8 protein-coding genes are annotated in these 25,868 nt (G+C 75.9%); 7 read left to right on the top strand and 1 reads right to left on the bottom strand.

The features are described 5' to 3' along the window. Window positions 1–30 precede the first annotated feature (30 nt). Window positions 31–837, bottom strand: a complete 807-nt coding sequence (locus tag ACFVWU_RS37080; protein WP_387629218.1) for a thioesterase II family protein — start codon at window positions 835–837, stop codon at window positions 31–33. A gap of 298 nt (window positions 838–1,135) precedes the next feature. Between ACFVWU_RS37080 and asnB the strand changes: the two genes are divergently transcribed. The 7 genes from asnB to ACFVWU_RS37115 all read left to right on the top strand — a co-directional run bounded on the left by asnB (window position 1,136) and on the right by ACFVWU_RS37115 (window position 25,836). Further along, window positions 1,136–3,019, top strand: coding sequence for an asparagine synthase (glutamine-hydrolyzing) (gene asnB, locus ACFVWU_RS37085; protein WP_387629221.1), 1,884 nt, complete (start codon window positions 1,136–1,138; stop codon window positions 3,017–3,019). Next, window positions 3,016–3,759 carry an aspartate/glutamate racemase family protein gene (locus ACFVWU_RS37090; RefSeq protein WP_387629235.1) on the top strand — a complete coding sequence of 248 codons (744 nt, stop codon included), beginning with the start codon at window positions 3,016–3,018 and terminating at the stop codon, window positions 3,757–3,759. The genes asnB and ACFVWU_RS37090 overlap by 4 nt, the downstream gene beginning before the upstream one ends. After that, a complete protein-coding gene (locus ACFVWU_RS37095) occupies window positions 3,756–5,501 on the top strand; it encodes an AMP-binding protein (protein WP_387629223.1) in 1,746 nt (581 codons plus the stop codon). Before ACFVWU_RS37090 ends, ACFVWU_RS37095 begins: the two co-directional genes overlap by 4 nt. Further along, on the top strand, window positions 5,498–11,941 hold the full coding sequence (locus ACFVWU_RS37100) for an amino acid adenylation domain-containing protein (RefSeq protein WP_387629225.1): 6,444 nt from the start codon (window positions 5,498–5,500) through the stop codon (window positions 11,939–11,941). The genes ACFVWU_RS37095 and ACFVWU_RS37100 overlap by 4 nt, the downstream gene beginning before the upstream one ends. Window positions 11,942–11,945: 4 nt before the next feature. Continuing rightward, window positions 11,946–12,683, top strand: coding sequence for an aspartyl/asparaginyl beta-hydroxylase domain-containing protein (locus ACFVWU_RS37105; protein ID WP_387629228.1), 738 nt, complete (start codon window positions 11,946–11,948; stop codon window positions 12,681–12,683). A gap of 77 nt (window positions 12,684–12,760) precedes the next feature. Further along, window positions 12,761–17,242, top strand: a complete 4,482-nt coding sequence (locus ACFVWU_RS37110; protein WP_387629231.1) for an SDR family NAD(P)-dependent oxidoreductase — start codon at window positions 12,761–12,763, stop codon at window positions 17,240–17,242. Continuing rightward, window positions 17,239–25,836, top strand: coding sequence for an amino acid adenylation domain-containing protein (locus ACFVWU_RS37115; protein WP_387629233.1), 8,598 nt, complete (start codon window positions 17,239–17,241; stop codon window positions 25,834–25,836). The genes ACFVWU_RS37110 and ACFVWU_RS37115 overlap by 4 nt, the downstream gene beginning before the upstream one ends. Window positions 25,837–25,868 lie beyond the last annotated feature (32 nt).

Consider the following 25,868-nt stretch of genomic DNA (forward strand, 5'->3'; position numbering starts at 1 on the left):
GCCCCGGACCGCGGGGCCGGGCGGCCGGGGTCAGGCGTCCTGCGCCTCCAGGCCCGCCCGGGCCTCCGCCGCGAGTTCCCCCAGCACCTCGGCCTGCTGCTGGTGCAGGAAGAAGTGGTCGCCCGGCAGGATGCGGTGGCGGAAGCGCGCCGCCGTGGTGGAGCGCCAACCGGTGATCCACTCCGGTCCGGCCATCAGGTCGTCCGTGCCGCCGAGCGCCAGCACCGGGCAGGGCAGCACGGTCGGCCGGATCCGCTCGTTGTACTCGGCCAGCAGCGTGACGTCCGCCCGGAGCACCGGCAGGAGCATCCGCATCAGGTCCCGGAACTCCAGGACCTCGGCCGGGGTTCCGCCGAGTTCGACGATGCGCTCCAGGAGGTCGTCGTCGGTGAGGTCGTGCAGCCGGGCCACGTCCGGCGTGCCGGGCGCCCGGCCACCGGAGACCACGAGGGAGAGCGGCAGCGGCCGCCCGTCGGCGGCGAGCCGGCGGGTCGTCTCGTAGACGACCCGCGCGCCCATGCTGTGGCCGAGGAGCAGGAACGGCTCGTCGGCCGGGCGGCTCGCCAGCACCGCGAGCAGGCCGTCGACGACCTCGTCCATGGCGGCCATCGGCGGCTCGGCGAGACGGGTGCCCCGGCCCGGCAGTTCCACCGGAACGATCGTCAGGTCGGGCTGGTCGGTCGCCCGGGCCCACGGCAGGTAGGCGCTCGCGGCGCCCCCGGCATGCGGCAGGCAGTAGACGCGTACGGGCCCGGACCGCCCGTTCGGCTCGGCGTCGCGATGCCACGGCGTCCACCGGGCCACCTCGTCGTGCAATATGGCGGGCCATCCGGTCATAACTTTCGCTTTCCCTTCCACAGTCAATTCGGTGAAGCCTGCACAGGCCTCCCCGGAGACTTTAGGCGGTAATTTTCGGATTGGTCCAGCCCGGATTTCTGCATGCCCGTAAAACGCTCAACCAGGCCATGCAGTAAGTCAGTTGCGCCCGAAAACCCTCGGGTAAAGCAATAACGATCTTGGACTTCCCGGCACCATCCGAGTCTGTTACGGTGCTACCCGTCCGAACTTCTTTCGGATATTTCCAGACTATTTCCAACGGCGAGCGCCGAAGACACGACGGGAGCGGGCGGACAGAATGTGCGGAATAACCGGCGTATTCGTCCTGGGCGGTGGCCGCCCAGCCGACGCCGACGCGGTCCGGGAGATGACGGCGTGCCTGGTGCACCGCGGCCCCGACGACGACGGCCTCCACGCCGCCGACGGCGTGTGCCTCGGCTTCCGCCGGCTGGCCCTGAACGACCTCTCCCACGGCAACCAGCCGCACCGCACCGAGGACGGGTCCGTGGTCTCGGTCTGCAACGGCGAGATCTACAACCACCGCGAGCTGCGCACCGCGCTGGGCCGCCGCGGCCACCGCTTCCGCACCGAGAACGACACCGAGGTACTGGTCCACCTGTACCGGGAGTACGGCAAGGACCTGACGGCCCACCTGGACGGCCAGTTCGGCTTCGCGCTGCACGACGCCGCCGAGCGGCGGCTGCTGCTCGCCCGGGACCGCGCCGGAATCGTCCCGCTCTTCTACACCGTCGCCGACGGCCTGCTGATCTTCGCCTCCGAGGTCAAGGCGATCCTGCGCCACCCGGCCGTCCGCGCCCGGGTCGACCTGCGCGGCCTCGACCAGGTACTGACCCTGCCCGGGCTGGTCAGCCCGCGCACCATGTTCGAGGACATCAGCGCGCTGCGCCCCGGGGAGCGGCTGATCGCCGACCACGCCGGGGTGCGTACCGAGCGGTACTGGGACCTCGACTTCCCGCTCGCCACCGACCTCGACCCGGTCGCCCCCGAGGACCTGGACCGGGAGCTGGGCCGGTACGCCGACAGCACCGTCGAGCTGCTCGACGCGGCCGTCCGCAGCCGGCTGCTCGCGGACGTGCCGATCGGCATGTACCTCAGCGGCGGCCTCGACTCCAGCATGATCGGCGCCCTGATGGCCCGGGCCCGGCCCGGCCACGCCTGGCCCAGCTTCTCGGTCACCTTCCCCGACCGGGACTTCGACGAGGGCCCGCACCAGCGGCTGGTCGCCGGCAAGCTCGGCACCGACCACCACGAGGTCCCGGTCGGCGAGACCGAGGTGGCCGAGCGGATCACCGCCATGGTGCGGCACGCCGAGACCCCGGTGCGCGAGTCGTACAACGTCTGCTCGCTCGCCCTGTCCGAGGCCGTGCGCGCCGCCGGAACGGTCGGCGCACTCAGCGGCGAGGGCGCCGACGAGCTGTTCGGCGGCTACCCCGGCTACCGCTTCGACGCCACCGGCCTCGGCGGCAGCCGGCTCACCGGCCTGGACGCCTCCCTGGAACGGGAGTTCCGCGAACGGATGTGGGGCGTCGACCTGGCCTACGAGCAGGACCAGCTGCCCGCCCAGGAGTTCCGCCGCGAGCTGTACGCCGAGGACCTGGCCTACGCGCTGGACGACTTCTCCGTCACCGGCCAGCGTCTGGTCGACCCCGAGCGGCTGGCCGGGCGCCATCCGCTGCACCAGCGCTCCTACCTCGACTACCACCTGCGGCTCGCCGACCACCTGCTCGGCGACCACGGTGACCGGATGGCCCTGGCCAACGGCGTCGAGCTGCGCTTCCCCTTCCTGGCGAGCGCCGTGGTCGAGCACGCCACCACGCTGCCGCCGGAGCTGATGCTCGCCCACGGCCGGGAGAAGGCCGTGCTGCGCCGGGCGGCCGAGGGGCTGGTCCCCGCCGAGGTGCTCGACCGACAGAAGTACGGCTTCCGCGGCCAGACCAGCAGCCACCTGCTGAGCACCGGCGCCGACTGGTTCGAGGAACTGATCTCCCCCGCGACCGTCCGCCGCCAGGGCTACTTCAACCCGGACACCGTCGCCGCCCTGACGGAGCGTCAGCGAGCGGGCGGCCGCCACGTGCACGCCCATCTGGACACCGACTACCTGATGCTCGTCGCGACCTTCGCCCTCTTCGTCGAGGAGTTCGATCTGCCGTGTCTGGGATGACCCTCACCGCCGCCGGGCAGACCCTCGACCCCGGCACCGGTCCGCGCCACCCGCTGATCGGAGTCCTCGGCGGCATGGGGCCGCTGGCCTCCGTCGAACTGCTGCGCACCGTCTACCGGGCCTGCCGGCTCCGCCCCGAGCAGGACACGCCCCGACTGCTGCTCTGGTCCGACCCGGCCGTGGTGGACCGCACCCTGGCCATCAGCAGCGGCGAACTCGACCTCCTGCGGCGCGCCGTGGAGTCCTCGCTGCGCGGCCTGCTGGCGGCCGGCGCGGAGCGCACGGTGATCGCCTGCATCACCGCCCACCACGTGCTCGGCGACCTGCCGGCCGACCTCGCGGCGCGCTGCGTCTCGCTGATCGACGTGGTGCACGAGGAACTGGCCGCGGCCACCGAACCGCACCTGCTGCTCTGCTCCTCCGGCACCGCCCGGGCCGGCCTCCTCACCTCGGGCCCGGCCGGGGCCCGCGCCGCCGAACGGCTGGTCGGGCTGCGCCCGGCCGACCAGGAGGCACTGCACGAGGAGATCCACCGCCTCAAGCGCGGCGAGGACCCGGCCCGCACCATCGACTTCCTGCGCGAGACCCTGCGCCGCTACGGCGTGCGGGCCTTCGTCGCCGCCTGCACCGAGCTGCACCTGGTCACCAGGGCGATCGAGGACGCCGGTCTGAGCGAGGCCCTCCCCTCCCTCGACCCGCTGACGGTCGTGGCCCGCCGGATCATGAACGGAGAGTTGTGAGCCACACGAGCATCCTCGACCGCTGGGCCGACCAGGTCGAGAGTCGAGCCACCGCCCCTGCCCTCGCCACCGCCGCCCGGGTCTGGAGCCACCGGGAACTGGCCGAGCTGGCCACCGGTCTGCGGGCCCGGCTCGCCGACGGCACCGGCCCGGTCCTGGTGGCCTGCGCCGACCCGGTCCCGGTGGTCGCGGCGATCCTCGCCTGCGCCGCCGTGGGCCGCCCGTTCGCGCCGGTGGACACCCGCCAGCCCGCCGCCCGCTGGACGGCCCTGCTGGAGGACCTGCGGCCGGGCACCGTACTCGCCGACGCCGCCGGCCGCTCCGCGCTGGCCGCCGCCGGCCAGGACGAACTGCCCCTGCTCGCCGCCGAGTCGGTCACCACCCTGCCCTGGGAGGCCGACGGCTGGCGCGGCGTCGGCGGCCCCGACGCCGGCTACGTCTACTTCACCTCGGGCACCACCGGCCGCCCCAAGGGCATCCGGGGCAGCTTCGAGGCGGTCGCGCACTTCCTGGACTGGGAGATCGCCGAGTTCGGCGTCGCGCCCGGTACCCGGGTCTCCATGCTCACCTCCCCCGGCTTCGACGCCTTCCTGCGCGACGCCCTCGTCCCGCTCTGCGCGGGCGGCACCGCCGTGGTCCCCGCACCCGGCGCGATCCCCGTCGGCGCCGCCCTCGGCCGCTGGTTGACCGAGCAGCGGATCGAGCTGCTGCACTGCGTCCCCACCGTGTTCCGCACCCTGCGCGCCGCCGGGCTGTCCGCCGACTCCCTGCCGCACCTGCGCGCCGTGCTGCTGGCCGGGGAGCCGATCCGCCCCGCCGACATCGCCTGGTGGCGGGCCCTGTTCGCGGCGGACAAGGAGCTGGTCAACCTCTACGGGCCGTCCGAGACCACCATGACCAAGGTCTTCCGTCGGCTCACCGCCGAGGACGCCGAGGCCGAGACCGTCCCGGCCGGCCGGCCGATGCCCGGGGTCGAGGTCAGCGTGCTGGCCGGCGGGCGCCCGGTGACGGAGGCGATCGGTGAGATCGAGATCCGCACCCCGTTCCCGCTGTGCGGCTACCTGGGCGAAGCGCGCGGCGGCTTCGTCGCGGCGGACCGCTACCGCACCGGCGACCTCGGCCGGCTGCGCGCCGACGGCACCCTGGAGGTCCTGGGCCGCCGCGACCAGCAGGTCAAGGTGAACGGCGCCCGGGTCGAACTCGGCGAGATCGAGGACCTGCTGCGCCGCCACCCCGCGGTGGCGGACGTCTGCGCCGCCCTGGTCGAGGAGGCCGACGGCGAGCCGGTGCTCTGCGCCTACCTGGTCGCCGGCGACGTCACCGACGAGGAGCTGCGCGCGCACGCCGCCGAGGGCCTGCCCGCCGCCGCCCGACCCGCCCTCTACCTCCGGCTCCCCGCGATCCCGCGCACCCTCAGCGGAAAGGCCGACCGGCGGGCGCTGCCGAGCCTCGCCGCCGCCCGGGCCGACCACACCGGCGAACAGCCGCTGGAGGGCCTGGAGGCCGAGATCGCCGAACTCTGGCGCGAGCTGCTGCACGTGCCCAGCGTCGGCCGGCACGACGACTTCGCCCTGCTCGGCGGGGACTCGCTGGGCATCGCCCGGCTGCTGGACGGACTGCGCACCCGCTTCGGCGTCGAGGTGCCGCTGCGGGTGTACGTCGGCGCCCCCACCGTCGCCGGGCTGGCCGCGGCCGTCACCGCCGGCCGCGACGGGGCCTCGCCGGCGGGTGAGCGCCGATGAGCCGCGACACCTCCCTGCCGGTCCGCACCGACCGCGGCCGCGCCCCGGTCTCCTACGCCCAGCGGTCCATCTGGCGGGCCGAGCAGGTGCTGCCCGGCACCGCCCTGCACAACGAGAGCGCCGCTTTCGAGGTCAGCGGCCCGCTCGACGTGGCCGCCCTGGAGCGGGCGCTGGCCGCCGTCGCGGAGCGGCACGAGATGATGCGCTGCTCCGTCGTCGCCGACGCGGACGGCGAGCCGTGGCAGCTGTTCGCCGACCGCGTCCACGCCGCCGTCGAGACCGTCGACCTGACCGGCGTACCGGAGTCCGACCGCACGGACCGGCTCGCCGAACTCACCGCCCGCGCCGTGGCCGTCCCCTTCGACCTCAGCCGGCCCCCGCTCATGCGGACCCAGCTGTTCCTGCTGGACGAGGATCGCTCGCTCCTGCTGTTCACCGCCCATCACATCGTGGTCGACGCCTGGGGCTTCGGCGTCTTCCTGGAGTCCCTGGCCGCCTGCTACGCCGCCGCGCTCGGCACCGCCGAGGCGCCGGCCCGGGCCGTCGGGCCCGACTTCGGCGACTACGCCGCCTGGCAGCGCGCCGAGGCAGGCGACGGCAGCGGGCTCGACCACTGGACGTCCCGGCTGGACGGGGAACTGCCCACCGCCGACCTGCCCGCCGATCCCGGCCGCTCCGGCGACCCGGTCGCCGGGGCGCTGCACCACTTCACCGTCCCCGCCGAGCTGGCGGCCCGGCTCAGCGCCTTCGGCCGGGCCGAACTGGCCAGCCTGTCCACCGTGCTGCTCACCGCCTTCTGCGCCACCGCCGCCCGCTGGACGGGCCAGGACGAGCTGGTGGTCGGCATGCCGGTGGCGACCCGCAACCGGACCGCCCTGGCCGGCGTGGTCGGGCCGCTGCTCAACATCGTGGCCCACCGCGGCGACCTCGGCGGCGAGCCGGGCTTCCGACAGGCCCTGGCCCGGACCCGGCAGCACCTGAAGGCCGACCTCCGGCACCGGGACACCCCCTTCGACCTGGTGGTGGAGCGCCTCGGCCGCGCCGCCGGCGGGCGGACCCCGCTGTTCCAGCTGATGTACTCCTTCCACAGCGGCCCCACCACCACCCTGGAGCTGCCCGGCGTCCGGACCACCCCCGCGCCCTCGCACAGCGGCACCGCCAAGTACGACCTGACCTTCTTCCTCCGGCCGCGCCCCTCGGGTGCGCTGGACGCCACGCTCGAGTACCGCACCGCGCTGCTCTCCCCCGAGACGGTGGCCGACTTCGCGGACTCGCTGCTGTGCCTGCTGGAGGCCGCTGTCGCCGACCCGGACCGGCCGCTGGCCGAGCTGCCGGTGCTCTCCGAGCAGCGGCGCCGCCAGGTCCTGGTGGACTTCAACCGGGCGCCCGACGGCGGGCGTTCCTGGGCCACCGTCCCCGAGGCGCTGCGTGAACTCGCCCGGCGGGACGGCGCCGCGCCGGCCGTCGAGTCGCCCGGCTCCGCCTTCACCCGGGCCGCCGCCGACGCGGCCGCCGACCGGGTCGCCCACCGGCTGGCGACGCGCCACGGCGTCGCGCCCGGCGACCGGGTGGCCCTGCGCGTCGACCGCGGCGCCGCACTGGTGCCGCTGATCGTCGGCATCTGGCGGGCCGGAGCCGTCCTGGTCCCGCTCGACGAAGGCATGCCCGCCGCGCGGGTCGAGCACGTGCTCACCGACAGCGGCGCCCGGCTGCTGATCGGCGACGCCCTCCCCGGCCTGCCCGCCGCCGACCCGGCCACGCTGCTGGCCGAGGGGTCGGAGGCGGTCGGGACTTCGACGACCGGTCCGGCACCCGAGGACCTCGCGTACCTGATGTACACGTCGGGCTCCACCGGGCTGCCCAAGGGCGTCGCGGTGCCGCACGGCTGCGTGGCCAACCTGCTGCACAGCATGGTCTCCGCCGAGCCGGGCCTCGGCCCCGACGACACCCTGCTCGCCGTCACCTCGATCACCTTCGACATCTCCGTCCTGGAACTGTTCGCGCCGCTGCTGGCCGGCGGTCGGGTCGTGGTCGCCCCGCGCGAGAGCGTCCGCGACGCGGAGGCGCTGGGCGCGCTGCTGGAGAGCAGCGGCGCCACCGCGATGCAGGCCACCCCCTCGCTCTGGCGCGGCCTGCTGGACGGCGGCTGGCCGGGGCTGCCCGGGCTGCGGGCGCTCTGCGGCGGCGAGGCCCTGGACGGCGAACTCGCCGACCGGCTGCTCGCGCGCTGCGCCGAGCTGTGGAACCTGTACGGGCCGACCGAGACCACGATCTGGTCCACCGTCGGGCAGGTGGTGCCGGGCGAGCCCGTCACGGTCGGACACCCGGTGGCCCGCACGGTGTGCTACGTCCTGGACCGGCAGCTGCGGCCGGTGCCGCGCGGCGCCGTCGGCGAGCTGGTGGTCGGCGGGGCCGGCGTGACCGCCGGGTACTGGAACCGCCCCGAACTCACCGCCGCCGCCTTCGTGTCCGACCCGGTCGACCCGGCCGGCGGCACCGTCTACCGCACCGGCGACCTGGCCCGGCACCTTCCGGACGGCCGGATCGTCGTGCTGGGCCGGGCCGATCAGCAGGTGAAGATCCTCGGCCACCGCATCGAGGTCGGCGAGGTGGAGTCCCTGCTGACCGCCCACCCCGGGGTCCGCCAGGCGGCCGTGGTCGTGGACCGGGAGCAGTCGGACCGCCCCCGGCTGGTCGCCTTCGTCACCGCCCGGGCCGAGGACGACGCACTGCCCGAGGTGCTCCGCCGTCACCTGCGCGAGCGGCTGCCCGCGGCCGCCGTTCCCGGCACGATCGCCGTGCTGCCCGTGCTGCCGCTGAACACCAGCGGCAAGGTGGACCGGCCCGCGCTGCTGCGCCGGGTCAAGGAGTTCGCCGGCGCGCAGCGGACCGAGCCGGTCACCGGGGCCGAGCGGGCCGCCGTCGCGCTCTGGGCCGAGGTGCTGGGCCTGTCGACCGAGCGGGTCGGTACCACCGACGACTTCTTCGCCGCCGGCGGCAACTCCATCGCCGCCACCCGGCTGCTCGGTCGGGTCCGGGCCCGCTTCGGCGGCGCGCCGTCGCTCGCCGAGTTCTACACCGATCCGACCCCGGCCGCGCTGGCCCGCACCCGGCCGTCCGCGGTGGGCCCGGCGGGCCGTACGGCGGGGTCCGCACCCGACACGGTCCCCATGACCGACCAGCAGCGCCAGCTGTGGCTACTGCACCGCCTCGCCCCGGACTCGCCCGCCTACCACCTGCCCGCCGCGCTCGAACTGACCGGTCCGGTGGACCCGGCCGCCCTCCAGGGGGCGTTCGCCGATCTGGTGGACCGTCACCCGGTGCTCGCCGCCCGCTGCGAACTGCGGGAGGAGGGCCCGGTCCTGATTCTCGCACCGTCCGTCGTACCGGCCCTCGCCGTCCTGGACGCGACGCCCGAGGAGGTGGCCGCGCTCGCCCGCGCGGAGGCGGTCCGCCCCTTCGACCTGGCCGGCGGGCCGCTGCTGCGGCTCACCCTGGTCCGCACCGGCCCCGAGCGCTCGGTACTGCTGTGCACCGCGCACCACCTCGCGGTGGACGGCTGGTCCATCGGCGTGGCCGTGCGCGAGCTGGCCGCGCTCTACGCCGCGCGCCTCGGCCTGGCCGAGGCGCCGCCCGCCCTCGACCTGGGCTTCGCCGACCACGCGGCCGACTGCGCCGGCGACATCGCCGTGGCGGTCCGTCAGGAGCAGCTGGAGTACTGGCTGAAGCGGCTCGACGGGCACCCCGGGGTGCTCGACCTGCCCACCGACGTGCCCGCCACGACCCGGCCGGCCGGCTCCGGCGAGACCCTGCCGGTGGCGCTGGCACCGGAGTTGACGGCCCTGCTCCGGCAGGGGGCGGCGCGGCTGCGCACCACGCCGTTCACCCTGCTGCTCACGGTGTACGCGGTGCTGCTGGGCCGCTACGCGGGCAGCGACGACGTGGTCGTCGGCGTCCCGGCGGCCAACCGCGACCGGCCGGAACTGGAGCCTTTGGTCGGCTCGTTGGTGAACACCCTGCCGGTGCGGGTGGACCTGGCCGGCGCGCCGTCCTTCACCGAGCTGGTCGCCCGTACCGGGCGGGCGCTGGCGGCCGACCTCGGCCGTCCGCTGGTCGCCTTCGACCGGCTGGTGGCCGGCCTCGGCCTACCCCGCGAGCCGGGCCGGCCGAGCCTGGCGCAGGCCTCACTGGTCTTCCAGGACGCGCCGCCGACCGAGGTCCGGCTGGGCGCGGCCACCGGTGTGCTGCGCCAACTCCCCACCGGCACGGCCAAGTACGACCTCACGCTGGCCCTGGACGAGCACCCCGACCGGATCGACGGCGGTCTGGAGTACGCCGCGGACCGGTTCGGCCCGGACTTCGCCGCCCGGTTCGCCCGGCACTTCCACGCCCTGCTGCGGGCCGCCCTGGCCGCGCCCGAGGCCTCCCTGGACGCGGTCGAGCTCGCCGACCCCGGTCTGCCCACCCCGCGGCCGGCCCGCCCGGCGGGCGAGGCGCGCGCCGAGCACGCCGTCCCGGTGTCCGAGCTGTTCCGGGCCCGGGCGGCCGCCCACCCGGACGCCCCCGCGATCCGCGCCTACGGGCTGACGGTGACCTACCGGCAGCTCGACGCATGGAGCGACGCCATCGCGACCCGGCTGCTGGCGCACGGCGCCGCACCCGGCCGGTTCGTCTCGGTACTGCTCCCGGCCGGCCCGGTGCAGACCGCCGCGATCCTCGGCGTCGCCAAGACCGGTGCCGCCTTCGCGGTGCTCGACCCGGCCGACCCGGACGCCCGGCTGACGACCCTGCTGGCCGACGCCGAACCGGTCTGCCTGCTGGCCGCCGAGAGCGCACTGGCCCGGCACCCCGGGCTGCGCGAGGACGCCGGGCGCTTCGCCGGTGTCCCGGTCGAGACCCTCGACCCGCACGTGCCGCACGACGAGGCCGCCGCGGGCCCCGCCCCGGCCGCCTCCGCCGCGGCTCCCGGCGACCCGCTCTGCCTGGTCTACACCTCCGGGTCCACCGGCACCCCCAAGGGGATCGCCCTTCCGCACGCGGCGCTCGCCCAGTTCGCCGACTGGCAACGCGAGCACTTCGGCATCCGGCCGGACAGCCGGATCGCCCAGTGGGCGCCGTTCACCTACGACGCCGCGTACACCGAGGTGTTCGCCGCGCTCTGCTCGGGCGCGGTGCTCTGCCTGCCGCCGGAGGGGCTGCGCCGCGACCCGGTGGCGGTGGCCGAGTGGCTGCGGGCCGAGCGGATCACCCAGATCCAGACCGTCCCGGCCTTCTTCCAGCTGGTCACCGAGGCGCTGGACGCCACCGGGACGCGCCTGCCCGACCTGGAGCACGTGCTGATGGCCGGCGAGGTGCTCCCGGTGGCCCTGGCCGCCGCCTGGGCGCACCGCCCCGACCGGCCCCGGCTGCACAACCTGTACGGGCCCACCGAGTGCGTGCTGGCGACCCACCGGGAGCTGTCTCCGGGTGAGGAGTTCCCGGCCGGGGTGCCGATCGGGCGCCCGATCCCGGGCCGGGAGGCGGTCGTCCTGGACCACCGCGGCCGGCTCTGCCCGGTCGGGGTGGTCGGCGAGATCCACCTGCGCAGCGACTTCCTGGCCGGCTCGTACCACCGCCGGCCCGAGGAGAGCGCCCGGGCGTACGTCGCCGACGCCTGGGAGGAGGGCGGCCGGCTGTACCGCACCGGGGACCTGGGCCGCCGCCTGCCGGACGGCGAGCTGGCGTTCACCGGCCGGATCGGCAGCCAGCTGAAGATCCGGGGCAACCGGATCGAGCTGGAGGAGATCGAGGCCCTGCTGGAGTCGCACCCCGGGGTCCGCGAGGCCGCGGCCGGCGCGCACGGCGAGGGCTCGGCCCGACGGCTGGTGGGTTACGCGGTCGCCGCGCCCGGGGTCACCGGCGCCGAGCTGCGGGCGCACCTGGCCGAGCGGCTGCCGGCGGCGGTGGTGCCGGACACCGTGATGCTGCTGGACGCGCTGCCCAGGACCCGCACCAACAAACGCGACCGGGCTCGGCTGCCGCGGCCCGACGCCGTCGCGCGGCCCGCCGACGCCGTCCCGCTGGCAGGCGTCGAGCAGGTCGTCGCCGATGCCTGGCGGCTGCTGCTGGGCAGCGGTCCGGTGGGCCGGCACACCAACTTCTTCGAAGCCGGCGGCGACTCACTGCTGGCGGCCCGGCTCCAACTGGAGCTGGCCCGGCGGCTGGAGCGACCGATCCGGCTGGTGGACATCTTCGGCCGGCCGACCATCGCCGAGTTCGCGGCCGGACTCACCGGCGGCACCGGCACCGCGGACGGCCGAACCCCGGCCGAGGCCGCCGAACCACGCGGCGAGCGGCGCCAGAACGCCGTCCGCGCCCGGGCCAGGGCCCGCCGCGAGGCCCGGGACCGGGCCGAGGGGGCGACCGCCGCCCACCAGGACACACCGACAGGGAGGGACTGAATCCATGGACGTCCAGAGCGTGATGACGGAACTGCACGGCTTCCTCGGCACCGAGGGGCTGGAGCGGGTCGAGGAGTGCCTGCGCATCCTCACCGGGGAGCAGGCCCCGGAGTACCTGCACGACGACCAGGAGCCGACCCGGCTGTTCTTCCCCGGAATCAGCGCCCTGCCCTGGCACGACACCGCCGAACTGCCCTGGGTGGCGCGGGTGGAGGAGGCCTACCAGCCGATCAAGGCGGAGTTCCTGGCGCTGCGCGAGGAGCAGGCCCGCTTCGCCCCGTACGAGGACCTCTACACCAAGGAGCTCGGCTGGCAGGGCTGGGACACCTACCAGCTCTACCGCAACGGGAGCTGGCGCGACGAGGTCCGGGAGCGCTGCCCCGAGACCCACGCCGCCCTCTCCGCGACCCCCCACGGGCCGCGCGACGGCATGTTCACCATCCTCAATCCCGGCGTGCACATCACCCCGCACACCGGCGGCGTGAACCTGCTGCTCACCGCGCACCTGCCGCTGATCGTCCCGCCCGGCTGCGCCATCAAGGTCGGCGACGACGAGCGCGGCTGGGAGGAGGGCAAGGTCATCCTCTTCGACGACAGCTTCATCCACGAGGCCTGGAACAAGGGCACCCAGCAGCGCGCCGTCCTGCTCTGGGACGTCTGGCACCCGGAGCTGACTCCCGTCGAGGTCCGGGCCCTGGAGTTCCTGATGCCCCGTTTCCAGCGCTACCTCATGGCGGTCTGAGCCCGGTCACGCACTCGGTCGTACCCGCTCCTGCCTGCCCCGCCGCGCGCGGAGCCCACCACACCACGGAGAACACCTTGAACGCACAGCCGGTCCTTCCCGACACGGCCGGGACCGACGGCCGGGTCGCCGTCGTCGGCCTCGCGGGCCGCTTCCCCGGAGCCGATTCCGTCGACGCGCTGTGGGAGCTGCTGGCAGCCGGCACCGAGGCGATCAGCCGGTTCGGCCCCGAGGAGCTGCGGGCCGCCGGAGTGCCGGACGCCGAGGCCGGCAAGCCGGGGTACGTCGCCGCCAAGGGCGTGCTGTCGGACGTCGCCGGCTTCGACTCCCAGCTGTTCGGCTACAACGCGCTGGAGGCATCGGTCATCGACCCGCAGCAGCGGATCTTCCTGGAGTGCGCCTGGGAGGCACTGGAGGACGCCGGCTGCGACCCCGACCGGGCGCGCGGGCCGATCGCGGTCTACGCCGGGTCGCTGCTGAGCACCTACCTGATCCACAACCTGCTGCCGCGCACCGACCTGCGGGACTCGCTCGGCGTGCCGATGCTCTTCCAGGGCAACCAGCCCGACCAGCTCGCCGCCCGGGCCGCGTACAAGCTCAACCTGCGCGGCCCGGCGGTGAGCGTGCAGACCGCCTGCTCGACCTCGCTGGTGGCGGTGCACCTCGCGGTGCAGAGCCTGCTGTCCGAGGAGTGCGACCTGGCACTGGCCGGTGGCGTCACCGTCACCGTGCCGCACCGCTCCGGCTACCTGCCGGTGCCCGGCGGCATCGAGTCGCCGGACGGGCACTGCCGCCCCTTCGGCGCCGAGGCGGCCGGTACGGTCTTCGGCAACGGCGCGGGCGTCGTGGTGCTCAAGCGCCTCGCCGACGCGCTCGCCGACGGCGACCGGGTGCACGCCGTCATCCTCGGCTCGGCCGTCAACAACGACGGTGCCAACAAGGCGGGTTACACCGCTCCGGGAGTGGCCGGCCAGACCGCCGTGATCCGCGAGGCGCTCTCCGTCGCGGGCGTCGCCCCGGACACCATCGGCTACGTCGAGGCGCACGGCACCGGTACCCCGATCGGCGACCCGATCGAGGTCGAGGCGCTCACCGCCGCCTTCCGCGCCGAGCAGGACACCGAACTGCGCTCGTCCACCGGCTGGTGCGGCCTCGGCTCGGTCAAGTCCAACCTCGGCCACCTGGACACCGCCGCGGGCGTCACCGGCCTGATCAAGACCATCCTGACCGTCCGCAGCGGCCGGATCCCGGCCAGCCTGCACGCCGAGTCCGCCAACCCCGAACTCGGCCTGGCCGACAGCCCGTTCTTCGTCCCGTCCGCCCTCACCGACTGGCCGGTCGCCGAGGGCCCGCGCCGGGCCGCCGTCAGCGCCTTCGGCATCGGCGGGACCAATGCGCACGTGATCCTGGAGCAGGCTCCCGAGGCGGCCGCCCGCGAGGCCGCCGAGCCGGCCGGCGTCCCGGTCGCCCTGCCGCTGTCCGCCCGCACCAGCACCGCCCTGGACGCCGCCGCCGAGCGGCTCGCCGAGGACCTCACCGCCCACCCGGACCGCCCGCTGGCGGACGTCGCCCGGACGCTGCGCACCGGCCGCCGCCAGCTGGTCCAGCGCCGGGTCGTGGTCGCGAGCGACACCGCCGGGGCCGTGGCCGCGCTGCGCGGCGGCGGCCGCCGGGAGTCCGTCCGGGCCCGCGCCGAGCAGGGCGCCGCGCCGGTCGCCTTCCTGCTGCCCGGCCAGGGCGCCCAGTACCCGGGCATGGCCCTCGGCCTGCACGGGGCGCACCCGGTGTTCCGGACCGCCCTGGACGAGGCCGCCGAGCTGCTGCGCCCGCACCTCGGACTCGACCTGGTCGACCTGCTCCGCGACGGCGACGCCGACCTGCTGCGCCGCAGCTCCGTCACCCAGCCCGCCGTCCTGGCGGTCGGCCACGCGATGGCCGCGCTGTGGCGGCACTGGGGCGTCCGCCCGGCCGCGCTGCTCGGCCACAGCCTCGGCGAGTACACCGCGGCGCTGCTCTCCGGCGTCCTCGACCTGCCCGAGGCGCTCGCCCTGGTCGCCGCCCGCGGCCGGCTGATGGAGGGGACCGCGCCCGGCGCGATGCTGGCCGTCCCGCTGGACGAGGCGGCGGCCGCCGAGCTCGCCGCCCGGCACGGCCTGGACCTCGCCGCCGTCAACGGACCGGCCGCCACCGTGCTGTCCGGCGCCCCGGAAGCCGTCGAACGGGCCGCCGCCGAACTCGGCGAGCGCGGCCTGCGCGCGCTGCCGCTGCCGGTGGACCGGGCCTTCCACAGCGCCCTGTGCGCTCCGGCCGCCGAGCAGTTCGCCGCCGAGCTGGCCAAGGTGACGCTGCGCGAGCCCACCGTGCCGTTCGTCTCCAACCTCACCGGCGACTGGATCACCCCGGAGCAGGCCACCGACCCCGGGTACTGGACGCGCCAGATGCTCTCCCCGGTCCGGTTCCGCGACGGGCTCGCCCGCCTGGCGGCGCTCGACGAGCGGATGGTGCTGGTGGAGACCGGCCCCGGCAGCGTGCTGACCGACCTGGCCCACTCGGCCGCCGAGGGCACCGCCGGACCGAGGCTGGCCCAGCCGCCGCTGCCCACCCGTGGGCGGCGCGGCCCCGAGGACGAGGCCGGCAGCGCCGTCCTGGCCCTCGGCAGCCTGTGGGCGCACGGCGCCCAGGTCGACTGGGAGCCGCTGGAGGCCGCGGCCCGCCCCGCCGACCTGCCCGGCTACCCCTTCGAGCGGCTGCCGCACTGGATCGAGCCGGCCCTCCCCGGCCAGGCGCCCGCGACGGCACTGCCCGCCTCGGACCTCGACGCGGTGCACGCGACCATCGGCTGGCGTCCGCTGACCGAGCCGGTCGAGGAGGACCCGCTGGTCGGCCGCCGCCAGACCTGGCTGGTCCTGCTGGACCGGGCCGCCACCGCCCAGCCGCTGGTGGACCTGCTGACCGCGCGCGGCCAGATCGTCACCACCGTCCAGCCCGGCACCGCCTACCGGCGGGTGCGCCGCGGCGTCTACGAGCTCGACCCGACCGACCCGGCCCAGTACGCCAAGCTGCTGGCCGACCTGCGCGCCCTGGTCCGTACGCCCACCGCCGTCCTGTACGCCTGGGGACTGGACGAGACCGCGGACGAGACCGACGGCTACTTCGGCCTGGTCCACCTCGCCCGGGCGATGTCCGCCGAGAGCGTCGTGCACGAGGTGCGGCTCGGCGTCGTGACCGCCGGTGCCTTCCCGGCCGCCCCCGGCGAGCGGCCCCGGCCCGCCGCGGCCCTGCTCAGCGGCCCGGTCCAGGTGTTCGGCGAGGAGTACCGCAACCTGCACTGCACCCAGGTCGACCTCGCCGCCGGGGCCGCGCTCGACGAGGCGGAGGCCGCCGCGGTGGTGCGCGCCGTGCTCACCGGCCCGGCCCGGCTGCTCGCCCTGCGCGACGGCGCCCTGCTCTCCCGTACGGTCGAGCGCGCCGAGCGCCCCGTCCCGGCGGCCCCGGCCCGGGTGCGCGCCGGCAGCACCTGGCTGATCACCGGCGGTCTCGGCGGCATCGGCCTGACCCTCGCCCGGTACCTGGCCCACGTCGGCGTCGCGCGGCTCGTCCTGCTCGGCCGCGGCGCAGGCGGCGAGAGCGCCGCGACCGCCCTGGCCGGGCTGCGCGAGGCCGGCGCCGAGGTGCTGGCCGTCCGGGCCGACGTCACCGACGCCGAGTCGCTCGACCGGGCGCTGGAGCAGGCCCGTTCGGCCTTCGGCCGGATCGACGGCGTGATCCACGCGGCCGGTGTGCCCGGCGGCGGCTCGGTCGAGCTGCGCCCCGACGACAGCATGCGCACGGTGCTCGCCCCGAAGACCGCCGGCCTGCGCCACCTGCTCGACGCGCTGCACCCCGGGGAGGCCGAGGTGCTGGTGCTCTGCTCCTCGCTCGCCACCCTGATCCCGACCTACGGGCAGTGCGACTACGCGGCCGCCAACGCCTACCTCGCCGCCGTCGCGGAGGCCGAGGCGGCGCGCGGCGAGCGGCACGCGGTGGCGGTCGACTGGGACATGTGGGCCCAGGTCGGCATGGCCAGCCAGGCCGAGGTCCCCGAGGCCCTGCGTGCCTTCCAGGCCGACATGCTCGCCGGCGCACTCACCCCCGAACAGGGCACCCGCGCCTTCGCCGCCCTGCTGGACGGGCCGCCCGGACGGGCCGTGGTGGCCCGGGTCGGCGCCGGGATCGTGGACGGCGCGCTGCGGACCTCCACCGCCCCGGCCGCCGAGCTGCCCCGGACGGCGGCCCTGCCCCGCCCCGAACTCGCCACGCCGTACACCGCCCCGGCCACCCCGACCGAGGAGCGCCTGGCCGAGATCTACGCCGAACTGCTCGGCCTCGACCGGGTCGGGGTGGAGGACGACTTCCTGGAGCTCGGCGGCCACTCGCTGCTGGCCGCCCAGATCGCGGCCCGGCTGCGCGCCGAGTTCGAGGTCGACGTCCCGGCCCGGGTCTTCTTCGAGGGCGGCCGCATCGCCGACCTCGCCGTCGAGATCGAAGACCGCATCATCGCCGAACTGGAGCAGCAGTGACCAACCCCGCAGACCGGAACACCCGGGGCCGCGAGGACCGCCTCGCCCGGCTCACCCCCGAGCAGCGCGCCGCCTTCGAGGCCCGCGCCCGGGGCCGCGCCGGCGCGGCCCCGGTCACCTCCCCCTCCCCGGGCACCGCCCCCGCCGCGCCCGCGTTGCCGCAGCGCGACCGGGCCCTGCCCGCGCCGCTGTCCTTCGGTCAGGAGCGGCTCTGGTTCGTCGAGCAGCTCAACCCCGGCCTCGGGGTGTTCAACGAGTACGTCGGACTGCGCCTCACCGGCCCGCTGGACGTCGCCGCCCTGGAGGCCGCGCTGACCGGCCTGGTGGAGCGGCACGAGGCGCTGCGCACTGTGATCGCCGACGACGGGGACGGCCCGGTGCAGCGGGTCGTGGACCGCACCGCCCCGGTGCTCCGGGTGGTCGAGCCGGAGGACGGCGGGGCCGGCTGGAACGAGGACCGGGAGCGCGAACTGGCCGAGCGGGAGGCGGCCCTGCCGTTCGACCTGGAGCACGGCCCGCTGCTGCGCGCCCTGCTGATCCGCTCCGCGCCCGAGCACGCCCTGCTGGTCGTGGTCAACCACCACCTGGTCGGCGACGCCTGGTCCCGCTCGGTGCTGGTGGAGGAGCTCTGCACCCGCTACCGGGCCTTCCGCGAGGGCGGCCCGGTGCCCGAACCGCTCACCGTGCAGTACGCCGACTGGGCGCAGTGGCAGCGCAGCGAGCTCACCGACGATGCCCTCGCCGAGCCGCTCGCGTACTGGCGCGAGCGGCTGGACGGCGCCCCGCACGTCCTGGAGCTGGCCACAGACCGGCCCCGGCCGGCCGTGCCCAGCCACCGGGGCGGCCGGGTGCACTTCACCCTGGACGCCACCACCACCGAGGCCGTGGAGCAGGCGGCGCGCACCGCCAGGGCCACCCCGTTCATGGTCACCCTGGCGGCCTGGCAGGCCGTCCTGATGCGCCACTCCGGCCAGCAGGACGTGGTGGTCGGGGTGCCCACGGCGGGCCGCGACCGGCCCGAACTCGCCGGTCTCGTGGGCATGTTCGTCAACAGCCTGGTGATGCGTTCGGACCTCTCCGGCGACCCGACCTTCGGCGAACTGCTCGACCGGGTACGGGAGACCGCGCTCGGCGCGCTCGCCCACGCCCAGGTACCCTTCGAGCGCCTGGTCCGCGAGCTGCGCCCGGACCGCGACCTCAGCCACGCGCCGCTCTACCAGGTGCAGTTCGGCTACCGGAACGTCCCCGCCCCGGACATCGCCCTGCCCGGGGTGACGGTCGAGCCGGTCGATCTGGACAACGGCCTGTGCCGCACCGACCTGAGCCTGGAGCTCGCCCGGGACGGCGAACTCACGTCCGGCGTGTGCGAGTTCAGCCGAGACCTGTTCGACGACCCCACCGTGCGCGAGCTGACCGCGGCGCTCCAGCGGGTGCTCGCCCACGGCGCCGCCGACCCCGGCCTGCGCCTGTCCGAGCTGCTCGCGCTCACCCCCGTGGAGCAGGCCCTGCTGGTCTCCGCCGGGGACGGCGGGCCGCTGCCCGAAGGCGCGCAGGACGTCGTGACGGCCTTCGCCGAAGCCGTCCGCACCCGCCCCGACGCCGAGGCCGTGCTGCCCGGCGGTCGCCCGGACCAGGCCCTCACCTTCGCGCAACTGGACGCGCGGGTCGACGAGTTGCTCGACCGGCTGCGCGCCGCCGGGGTGCGTCCCGGTGACCGGGTCGGCCTGTGCCTGCGCCGCGGCACCGACCTGCCCGCCGCCATGCTCGCCGTACTCCGGGCCGGCGCCGCCTACTTGCCGCTCGACCCCGACTACCCGGCGGCCCGCCTGGCCCACGTGGTCGAGGACGCCCGGCCCGCCGCCATCGTGGTGCACGCCGCGACCCGGGACACCGCTCCGACCGGCGCCCCCCTGCTCGACCTCGACGCTCCGGCCGAGGCCGGCGGCGCGCCCGCCGAACCCGCGCCGGTGGACCCGGACGCCCCCGCCTACGTCATCCACACCTCCGGGTCGACCGGCCGCCCCAAGGGCGTCGTCGTGCTGCGCCGCAACCTCACCGCCTTCCTGGCGGCGATGGATCGCGTGCTCGCGGACAGCGCGGACAGCGCGGAGTCGGCGACCTGGCTGGCCGTCACCAGCGTCTCCTTCGACATCTCCGTCCTGGAGCTGCTCTGGACCCTCAGCCGGGGCCATCGCGTCGTGGTCAACCCCGACCCCGGAACGGCGGCGCCCGCCCCGACGACCTCCCCGGCCGCCCCGGCCGTCCCCGAGTTCAGCCTCTTCTACTTCGCCAGCGGCACCGCCGGCGCCGAACCCGGCCCCGACCAGTACCGGCTGCTGCTGGACGGCGCCCGCTTCGCCGACACCAACGGCTTCTCCGCAGTCTGGCTCCCGGAGCGGCACTTCCACGCCTTCGGCGGGCCGTTCCCGGCCCCCTCGGTGCTGGCCGCCGCGATCGCCCAGGCCACCGAGCGGATCGGCATCCGCGCCGGCAGCGTGGTGCTGCCGCTGCACCACCCCGTGCGCGTGGCCGAGGAGTGGTCGGTCGTCGACAACCTGTCCGGCGGGCGGGTCGGCCTCTCCTTCGCCTCGGGCTGGCACGCCGACGACTTCGTCCTCGCCAAGGACGCCTACCAGGACCGTCAGACGCTCACCGTCACCGGGGTCCAGCAGGTGCGGCGGCTGTGGCGCGGCGAACGGCTCCCCTTCGAGGGGCCCGGCGGCCGCACCGTGGACGTCGAGGTCCTGCCGCGCCCGGTCCAGGCCGAACTGCCGTACTGGCTCACCTCCTCGGGCAACCCCGAGACCTGCCGTACGGCCGGCCGACTCGGCGCCCGGCTGCTGACCCACCTGCTGGGCCAGAGCGTCGAGGAGCTCGCCGAGAAGATCGCCCTCTACCGCCAGGCCTGGCGGGAGGCCGGCCACCCTGGCGAGCCGCACGTCACCCTGATGCTGCACAGCTACCTCGGCGCGGACGCGGCCGACGTCCGGGCCCACGCCTGGCAGCCGTTCCGCGACTACCTGCGCAGCTCGGTCGGCCTGATCGAGAACCTGGCCCGCGGCCTCGGCATGGACGTCCGCAGCGGCGACTTCACCGCGGAGGACCAGGAGGCGCTGCTCGACCACGCCTGCGCCCGGTACCTGGGCCACGGCTCGCTGATCGGCACCGCCGAGGAGTGCCTGCCGCTGGTGCACCGGCTGGCCGCGATCGGGGTCGACGAGATCGGCTGCCTGGTCGACTTCGGCGTCGACACCGACGTCGCACTGGCCGCCCTGCCCCGACTGGCCGAGCTGCGCCGCACGGCGGCCACCACCCCGACCGCCGCCGGGTCGGCCGACACCGAGCTGACCGCGCTGATCCGCGCCCACGGCGTCACCCACCTGCAGTGCACCCCCTCGCGGGCCCGCACCCTGCTCGACGAGGCCGACCCGGAGGCCCTGCGCGGCCTGCGACAGCTGCTGCTCGGCGGCGAGGCCCTCGACGCCGACCTGGTGCGCCGCCTGGCCGGGCACCTCGACGGCCGGATCCGCAACATGTACGGACCGACCGAGACCACGGTCTGGTCCACCACCGACGAGGTCGACCCGGCCGGGGGCCCGGTCACCATCGGCCGCCCGATCGCCGGCACCACCGTCCGCGTCCTCGACCCGTACGGGCGGCGCGTTCCCGTCGGCGTGCCCGGCGAACTCCTCATCGGCGGCGCCGGGGTGACGGCCGGCTACCTCGGCCTGCCCGAGCTGACCGACGAACGGTTCGTCGCCGACCGCGAGTCGGGGTCCGGGACCGACCGGCTGTACCGCACCGGCGACCTCGTCCGCACCCTGGCCGACGGCCGGATCCAGTACCTCTCCCGCAACGACCACCAGGTCAAGATCCGCGGCTTCCGGATCGAGACCGGCGAGGTGGAGGCCGCGCTCACCGCGCTGCCCGGCATCCGCCAGTGCGTGGTCACCGCCTACGGCCTGGGCACCTCCCGGGCCGCGCTCGCCGCCTACCTGGTGTCCGAGGACCCGGCCGCGCCGCCGGCCCCGGCCGAGCTGCGGGCCGCCCTGGCCGGACAGCTGCCGGGCTTCCTGATCCCGTCCCGGTTCATCCCGCTCGACGCGCTGCCGCTCACCGGCAACGGCAAGGTCGACCGCTCGGCGCTGCCCGCGCCCGAGTCCGCCTCCGCCGCCGGCCGCGACCGCACCCCGCCCGCCACGCCCACCGAGGAGCGGATCGCCGCGATCTGGCGCGAGGCCCTGGAGCTCGACGAGGTCGGCACCGGAGAGGACTTCTTCGAACTCGGCGGCCACTCCCTGCTGGCCGCCCGGATGGTCGCCGGCATCCGCAACGAGCTGAACGTGCAGCTGCCGCTGCGCGCCCTGTTCGACTCCCCGACCGTGGCCGCCCTGGCCCGGGCCGTGGACGCGCTGGGCGCGGGAGAGACCGCCGAGGCTCCCGCCGAGCGGATCGAACTGGTCCCGGACCCGGCCCGCCGCCACGAGCCCTTCCCGCTCACCGACGTGCAGCGCGCCTACTGGATCGGCCGCAGCGGCGCCGTCGGCGGCGACGTCGCCTGCCACCTCTACCTGGAGGTGGACGTCGCCGACGTCGACCCGCTCCGGCTCCAGGACGCCTGGCAGGCCCTGGTCCGGCGGCACGACGCGCTGCGCCTGGTCTTCGGCGAGGACGGCACCCAGCGGGTCCTGCCCGAGGTGCCCGCGTACCGGCTGGCGGTCGACGACCTGCGCGACCTGCCGGAGCAGGACCGGGCCGAGCGTCTCACCGGGACCCGCGCCCGGATGTCGCACCAGGTGCTGCCGGCCGACACCTGGCCGCTCTTCGAGCTGCGCGCCAGCCGCACCGCGGGCGCCGACGTCCGGCTGCACCTGAGCATCGACACCCTGATCGCCGACGGCGGCAGCGTGCAGATCCTGCTGCGCGAGCTGCTGGCGGTCTACCAGGGCTCGCTCGACCCGCGCCCGCTCGAACTCTCCTTCCGCGACTACGTGCTGGCCGAGCAGAACCGCCGCGAGGGCCCGGCCCTGCAGCGCGACCTCGACTACTGGCACGGCCGCCTGGAGACCCTGCCGCCCGCCCCCGCGCTGCCGCTGGCGCGGCGCCCCGAGGAACTGGCGCAGACCAGGTTCCGCCGCCGCGAGGCGCACCTGCCCGCCGCGCTGTGGGAGCGGCTGAAGAGCCGGGCCGCCGCCGGCCGGGTCACCCCCTCGGCGCTCGCCCTGGCCGCCTACGCCACCGTGATCGGCACCTGGTCGGCGGCCGACCGCTTCACCCTCAACCTCACCCTGTTCAACCGCGTCGGCGACCACCCCGATCTGGCCGCCATGGTCGGCGACTTCACCGCGCTCAGCCTGTTCGAGGTGGACGGCGCGACCGCCGGCTCCTTCGCCGACCGGGCCCGCCGGCTGCAGGACCGGCTCTGGGAGGACCTGGACCACCAGCGGGTCAGCGGTGTCCGGGTCGGCGGCGAACTCGCCCGTCGGCGCGGGGTCGCCGAGGCGGCCATGCCGGTCGTCTTCACCAGCGAGCTCGGCGCCGACGGGGTCGGCGGGAGCCGGGTGCTCCGGGACCTGGGCGCCAAGGTCGCCCACACCATCACCCAGACCCCGCAGGTCTGGCTGGACCACCAGATCTCCGAGGACGAGGGCCGGCTGCGCCTGACCTGGGACGCCGTCGAGGAGCTCTTCCCCGAGGGCGTGCTCGACGCCATGTTCGAGGCCTACACCGGCCTGCTCACCGCGCTCGCCGAGCGGCCCGACACCTGGACGGACCAGCACCTGGACGTCCTGCCCGCCGCCCACCGCGAGGCCTACCGCGCGCTCAACGCCACCGACGGCCCGCGGCCCGACGGGCTGCTGCACGAGCCCTTCCTCGACCGGGCCCGGACCTCGCCCGAGCGCACCGCCGTGGTCTCGGCCACCGGCACGGTGACCTACGGCGAGCTGGAGCGGGCCTCGACGGCCGTCGCCCACGCGCTGCGCGCGGCCGGCGTGCGCCCCGGCGATCTGGTCGGCGTGCGCGCCGACCGGGGCTGGGAGCAGGTGGCCGCCGCGATCGGCGTCATCCGGGCCGGCGGCGCCTACCTGCCGCTGGACGCCGGCCTCCCGGCCGCGCGCGTCGCACGCTCGCTCGAACACGCCGGCGCCACCGCGCTGCTCGCCCGGGAGACCTGGGCCCCGGAGGACGCCGTGCCCGCCGGAGTCACCCTGCTGAGCTTCGAGCAGGCCCTGGCCACCCCCGCCGACACTCCGCCGTACCCGGTGCCGACCACCCCGGCGGACCTCGCGTACGTCATCTACACCTCGGGCTCCACCGGCGACCCCAAGGGCGTGATGATCGATCACCGGGGCGCGCTGAACACCGTGGTGGACATCAACGACCGCTTCCGGGTCGGCCCGTCCGACCGGGTCCTCGGCATCTCCTCGCTCGGGTTCGACCTCTCGGTGTACGACCTCTTCGGCACCCTCGCCGTCGGGGCCGCCCTGGTGCTGGTCGGCCCCGGCGAGGAGCGCGACCCGTCGCGCTGGTCCCGGCTGGTCGCCGAACACCGGGTCACCGTCTGGAACTCCGTCCCCGCGCTGATGGAGATGCTGCTGGCCTACGCCGACGGCAACCCGGCCGCCGACCTGGAGTCGCTGCGCCTGGTCATGCTCAGCGGCGACTGGATCCCGGTGGGCATGCCCGACAACGTCCGCGCGCTCTCGCCCAAGGCCGAGGTGATCAGCCTGGGCGGCGCCACCGAGGCGTCGATCTGGTCGGTGCTGCACCCGATCGACACGGTCGACCCGGACCGCCCGAGCATCCCGTACGGCCGCCCGATGCGGAACCAGGGCATGGTCGTCCTGGACGAGGCCTTCCGGCCGCGTCCGGTCGGGGTGACCGGCGCCCTGTTCATCACCGGCGTGGGCCTGGCCGTCGGGTACCGCAACGCCCCCGAGATCACCGCCCGGGCCTTCCCGACCCATCCGGTCACCGGTGAGCGCCTCTACCGGACCGGCGACCTGGCCCGGCTGCTGCCCGACGGCGACCTGGAGTTCCTCGGTCGCGAGGACTCCCAGGTCAAGGTGCGCGGCATGCGGATCGAGCTGGGCGAGATCGAGTCGGCGCTGGTCCGGATGGACGGCGTGCGGGAGGCGGCGGCACTGGTCGAGGGCAACGGGCTCGGCGCCCGGCTCGCGGCCTACGTGGTCCGCGAGACCGCCCGTCCGCTGCCCGCCGCCCAGGCTCCGGCGGCAGCCCCGGCCCTGGACGCCGAGCGGGTCCGCCGGCTGGAGGCACGACTGCGCCAGCCCGGCCGCCGCGCCGACCTGGCGGGCCGTGAGGTCCTGCCCTTCGCGCTGCCGGCCGACACCCTCGACCTGCGCCGCTCCGCCGCCCTGCGCGGCGCCGCCACCGGCTTCGCGGACGCCCCGGTGCGCCTGACCGACCTGCACGCGCTGCTGACCGTGCTCGCCCGCCAGGACGAGGACGGCGTGCCCCGGTACGCCTACGGGTCGGCCGGCGGACTGTACCCGGTGCAGACCTACCTGGCCGTCGCCCCGGGCGGGGTGGCGGGCCTGGCGGCCGGCACCTACTACGTCGATCCGGCCGGACCGGCTCTGGTCGCCCTCGACAGCGCACCGGGCGCGGCGCTGGCGCTGGACCCGGCGCTCTACAGCGAGGCCAACCGGCCGCTGATCGACCGGGCCGGCTTCGCGCTCTTCCTGGTCGCCAGGAACACCGCGATCACCCCGGTCTACGGTGAACTCGCCGACCGTTTCTGCCTGTTGGAGGCCGGGGCGATGGCGCAGCTGCTGCGACACCGGGCCGCCGACTGCGCGGTGGCGCTCTGCCCGATCGGCGACGTGTTCCCCGAGCCGCTGCGCGGGGCGCTGCTGCTGGAGGAGGGCCAGAGCGTGCTGCACACCCTGGTCGGCGGCCGGCCGCCGGGCGCGGCGGCCGAGGAGCCGGACTCCGGTGCCGATTGGACGCTCGGGCTGCGGGAGGCGCTCGCCGGGCGGCTGCCCGGCTACATGGTGCCGCAGCTGGTCCGGGTGGTCGACGCGCTGCCGCTGTCCGCCAACGGCAAGGTCGACCGGGCGGCGCTCGCCCGCCTGGGCTCCCCGGCCGTCACGGTGGCTCCGCCGGCCCGGCAGACCGCCTCGGCACCGGTTCCGGCCCCGCTCGCGGCACCGGTCGCAGCACCGCGACCGGTGGCGCAGCCCTCCGCGCTCGGCGCGGTGGAGCGGCTCACCGCGCTGTGGCGGGAGGTGATGGACGGTGCGGAGGTCGACGTCGACACCAACTTCTTCGAGGCCGGCGCCAACTCCATCCACCTGGTCCGGGTCCAGCGGCGGATCGCCGAGGACTTCGGGCGGGAGCTCTCGGTGGTCGAGATGTTCGACCGGCCGACCATCCGGCACCTCGCCGAGCTGCTGGACCGGCCGGCCCCCGCTCCGGCCCCCGTTCCCGCCGCGGCCCCGGAGCCGTCGCCGGCCCCCGGGACCGGTGCGCAGACCGCCGCGCCGGCCGCCGGTGGCGACCGCCGGCAGCACCATGAACGGCGCCGCGCCGCCCGCCGAGGCGGCCCCGGCACCGGCCCGACCGGCTGACCCGGACGGTCGGCGGCCGGGCCGGGCACCCC

Source organism: Kitasatospora sp. NPDC058190 (assembly GCF_042883685.1).
Classification (GTDB): Bacteria; Actinomycetota; Actinomycetes; order Streptomycetales; family Streptomycetaceae; genus Kitasatospora.

Coding starts and splice junctions, on each gene's coding strand:
- ACFVWU_RS37080 (WP_387629218.1), bottom strand. CDS start 837: ATGACCGGATGGCCCGCCATATTGCACGACGAGGTGGCCCGGTGGACG.
- asnB (WP_387629221.1), top strand. CDS start 1,136: ATGTGCGGAATAACCGGCGTATTCGTCCTGGGCGGTGGCCGCCCAGCC.
- ACFVWU_RS37090 (WP_387629235.1), top strand. CDS start 3,016: ATGACCCTCACCGCCGCCGGGCAGACCCTCGACCCCGGCACCGGTCCG.
- ACFVWU_RS37100 (WP_387629225.1), top strand. CDS start 5,498: ATGAGCCGCGACACCTCCCTGCCGGTCCGCACCGACCGCGGCCGCGCC.
- ACFVWU_RS37105 (WP_387629228.1), top strand. CDS start 11,946: ATGGACGTCCAGAGCGTGATGACGGAACTGCACGGCTTCCTCGGCACC.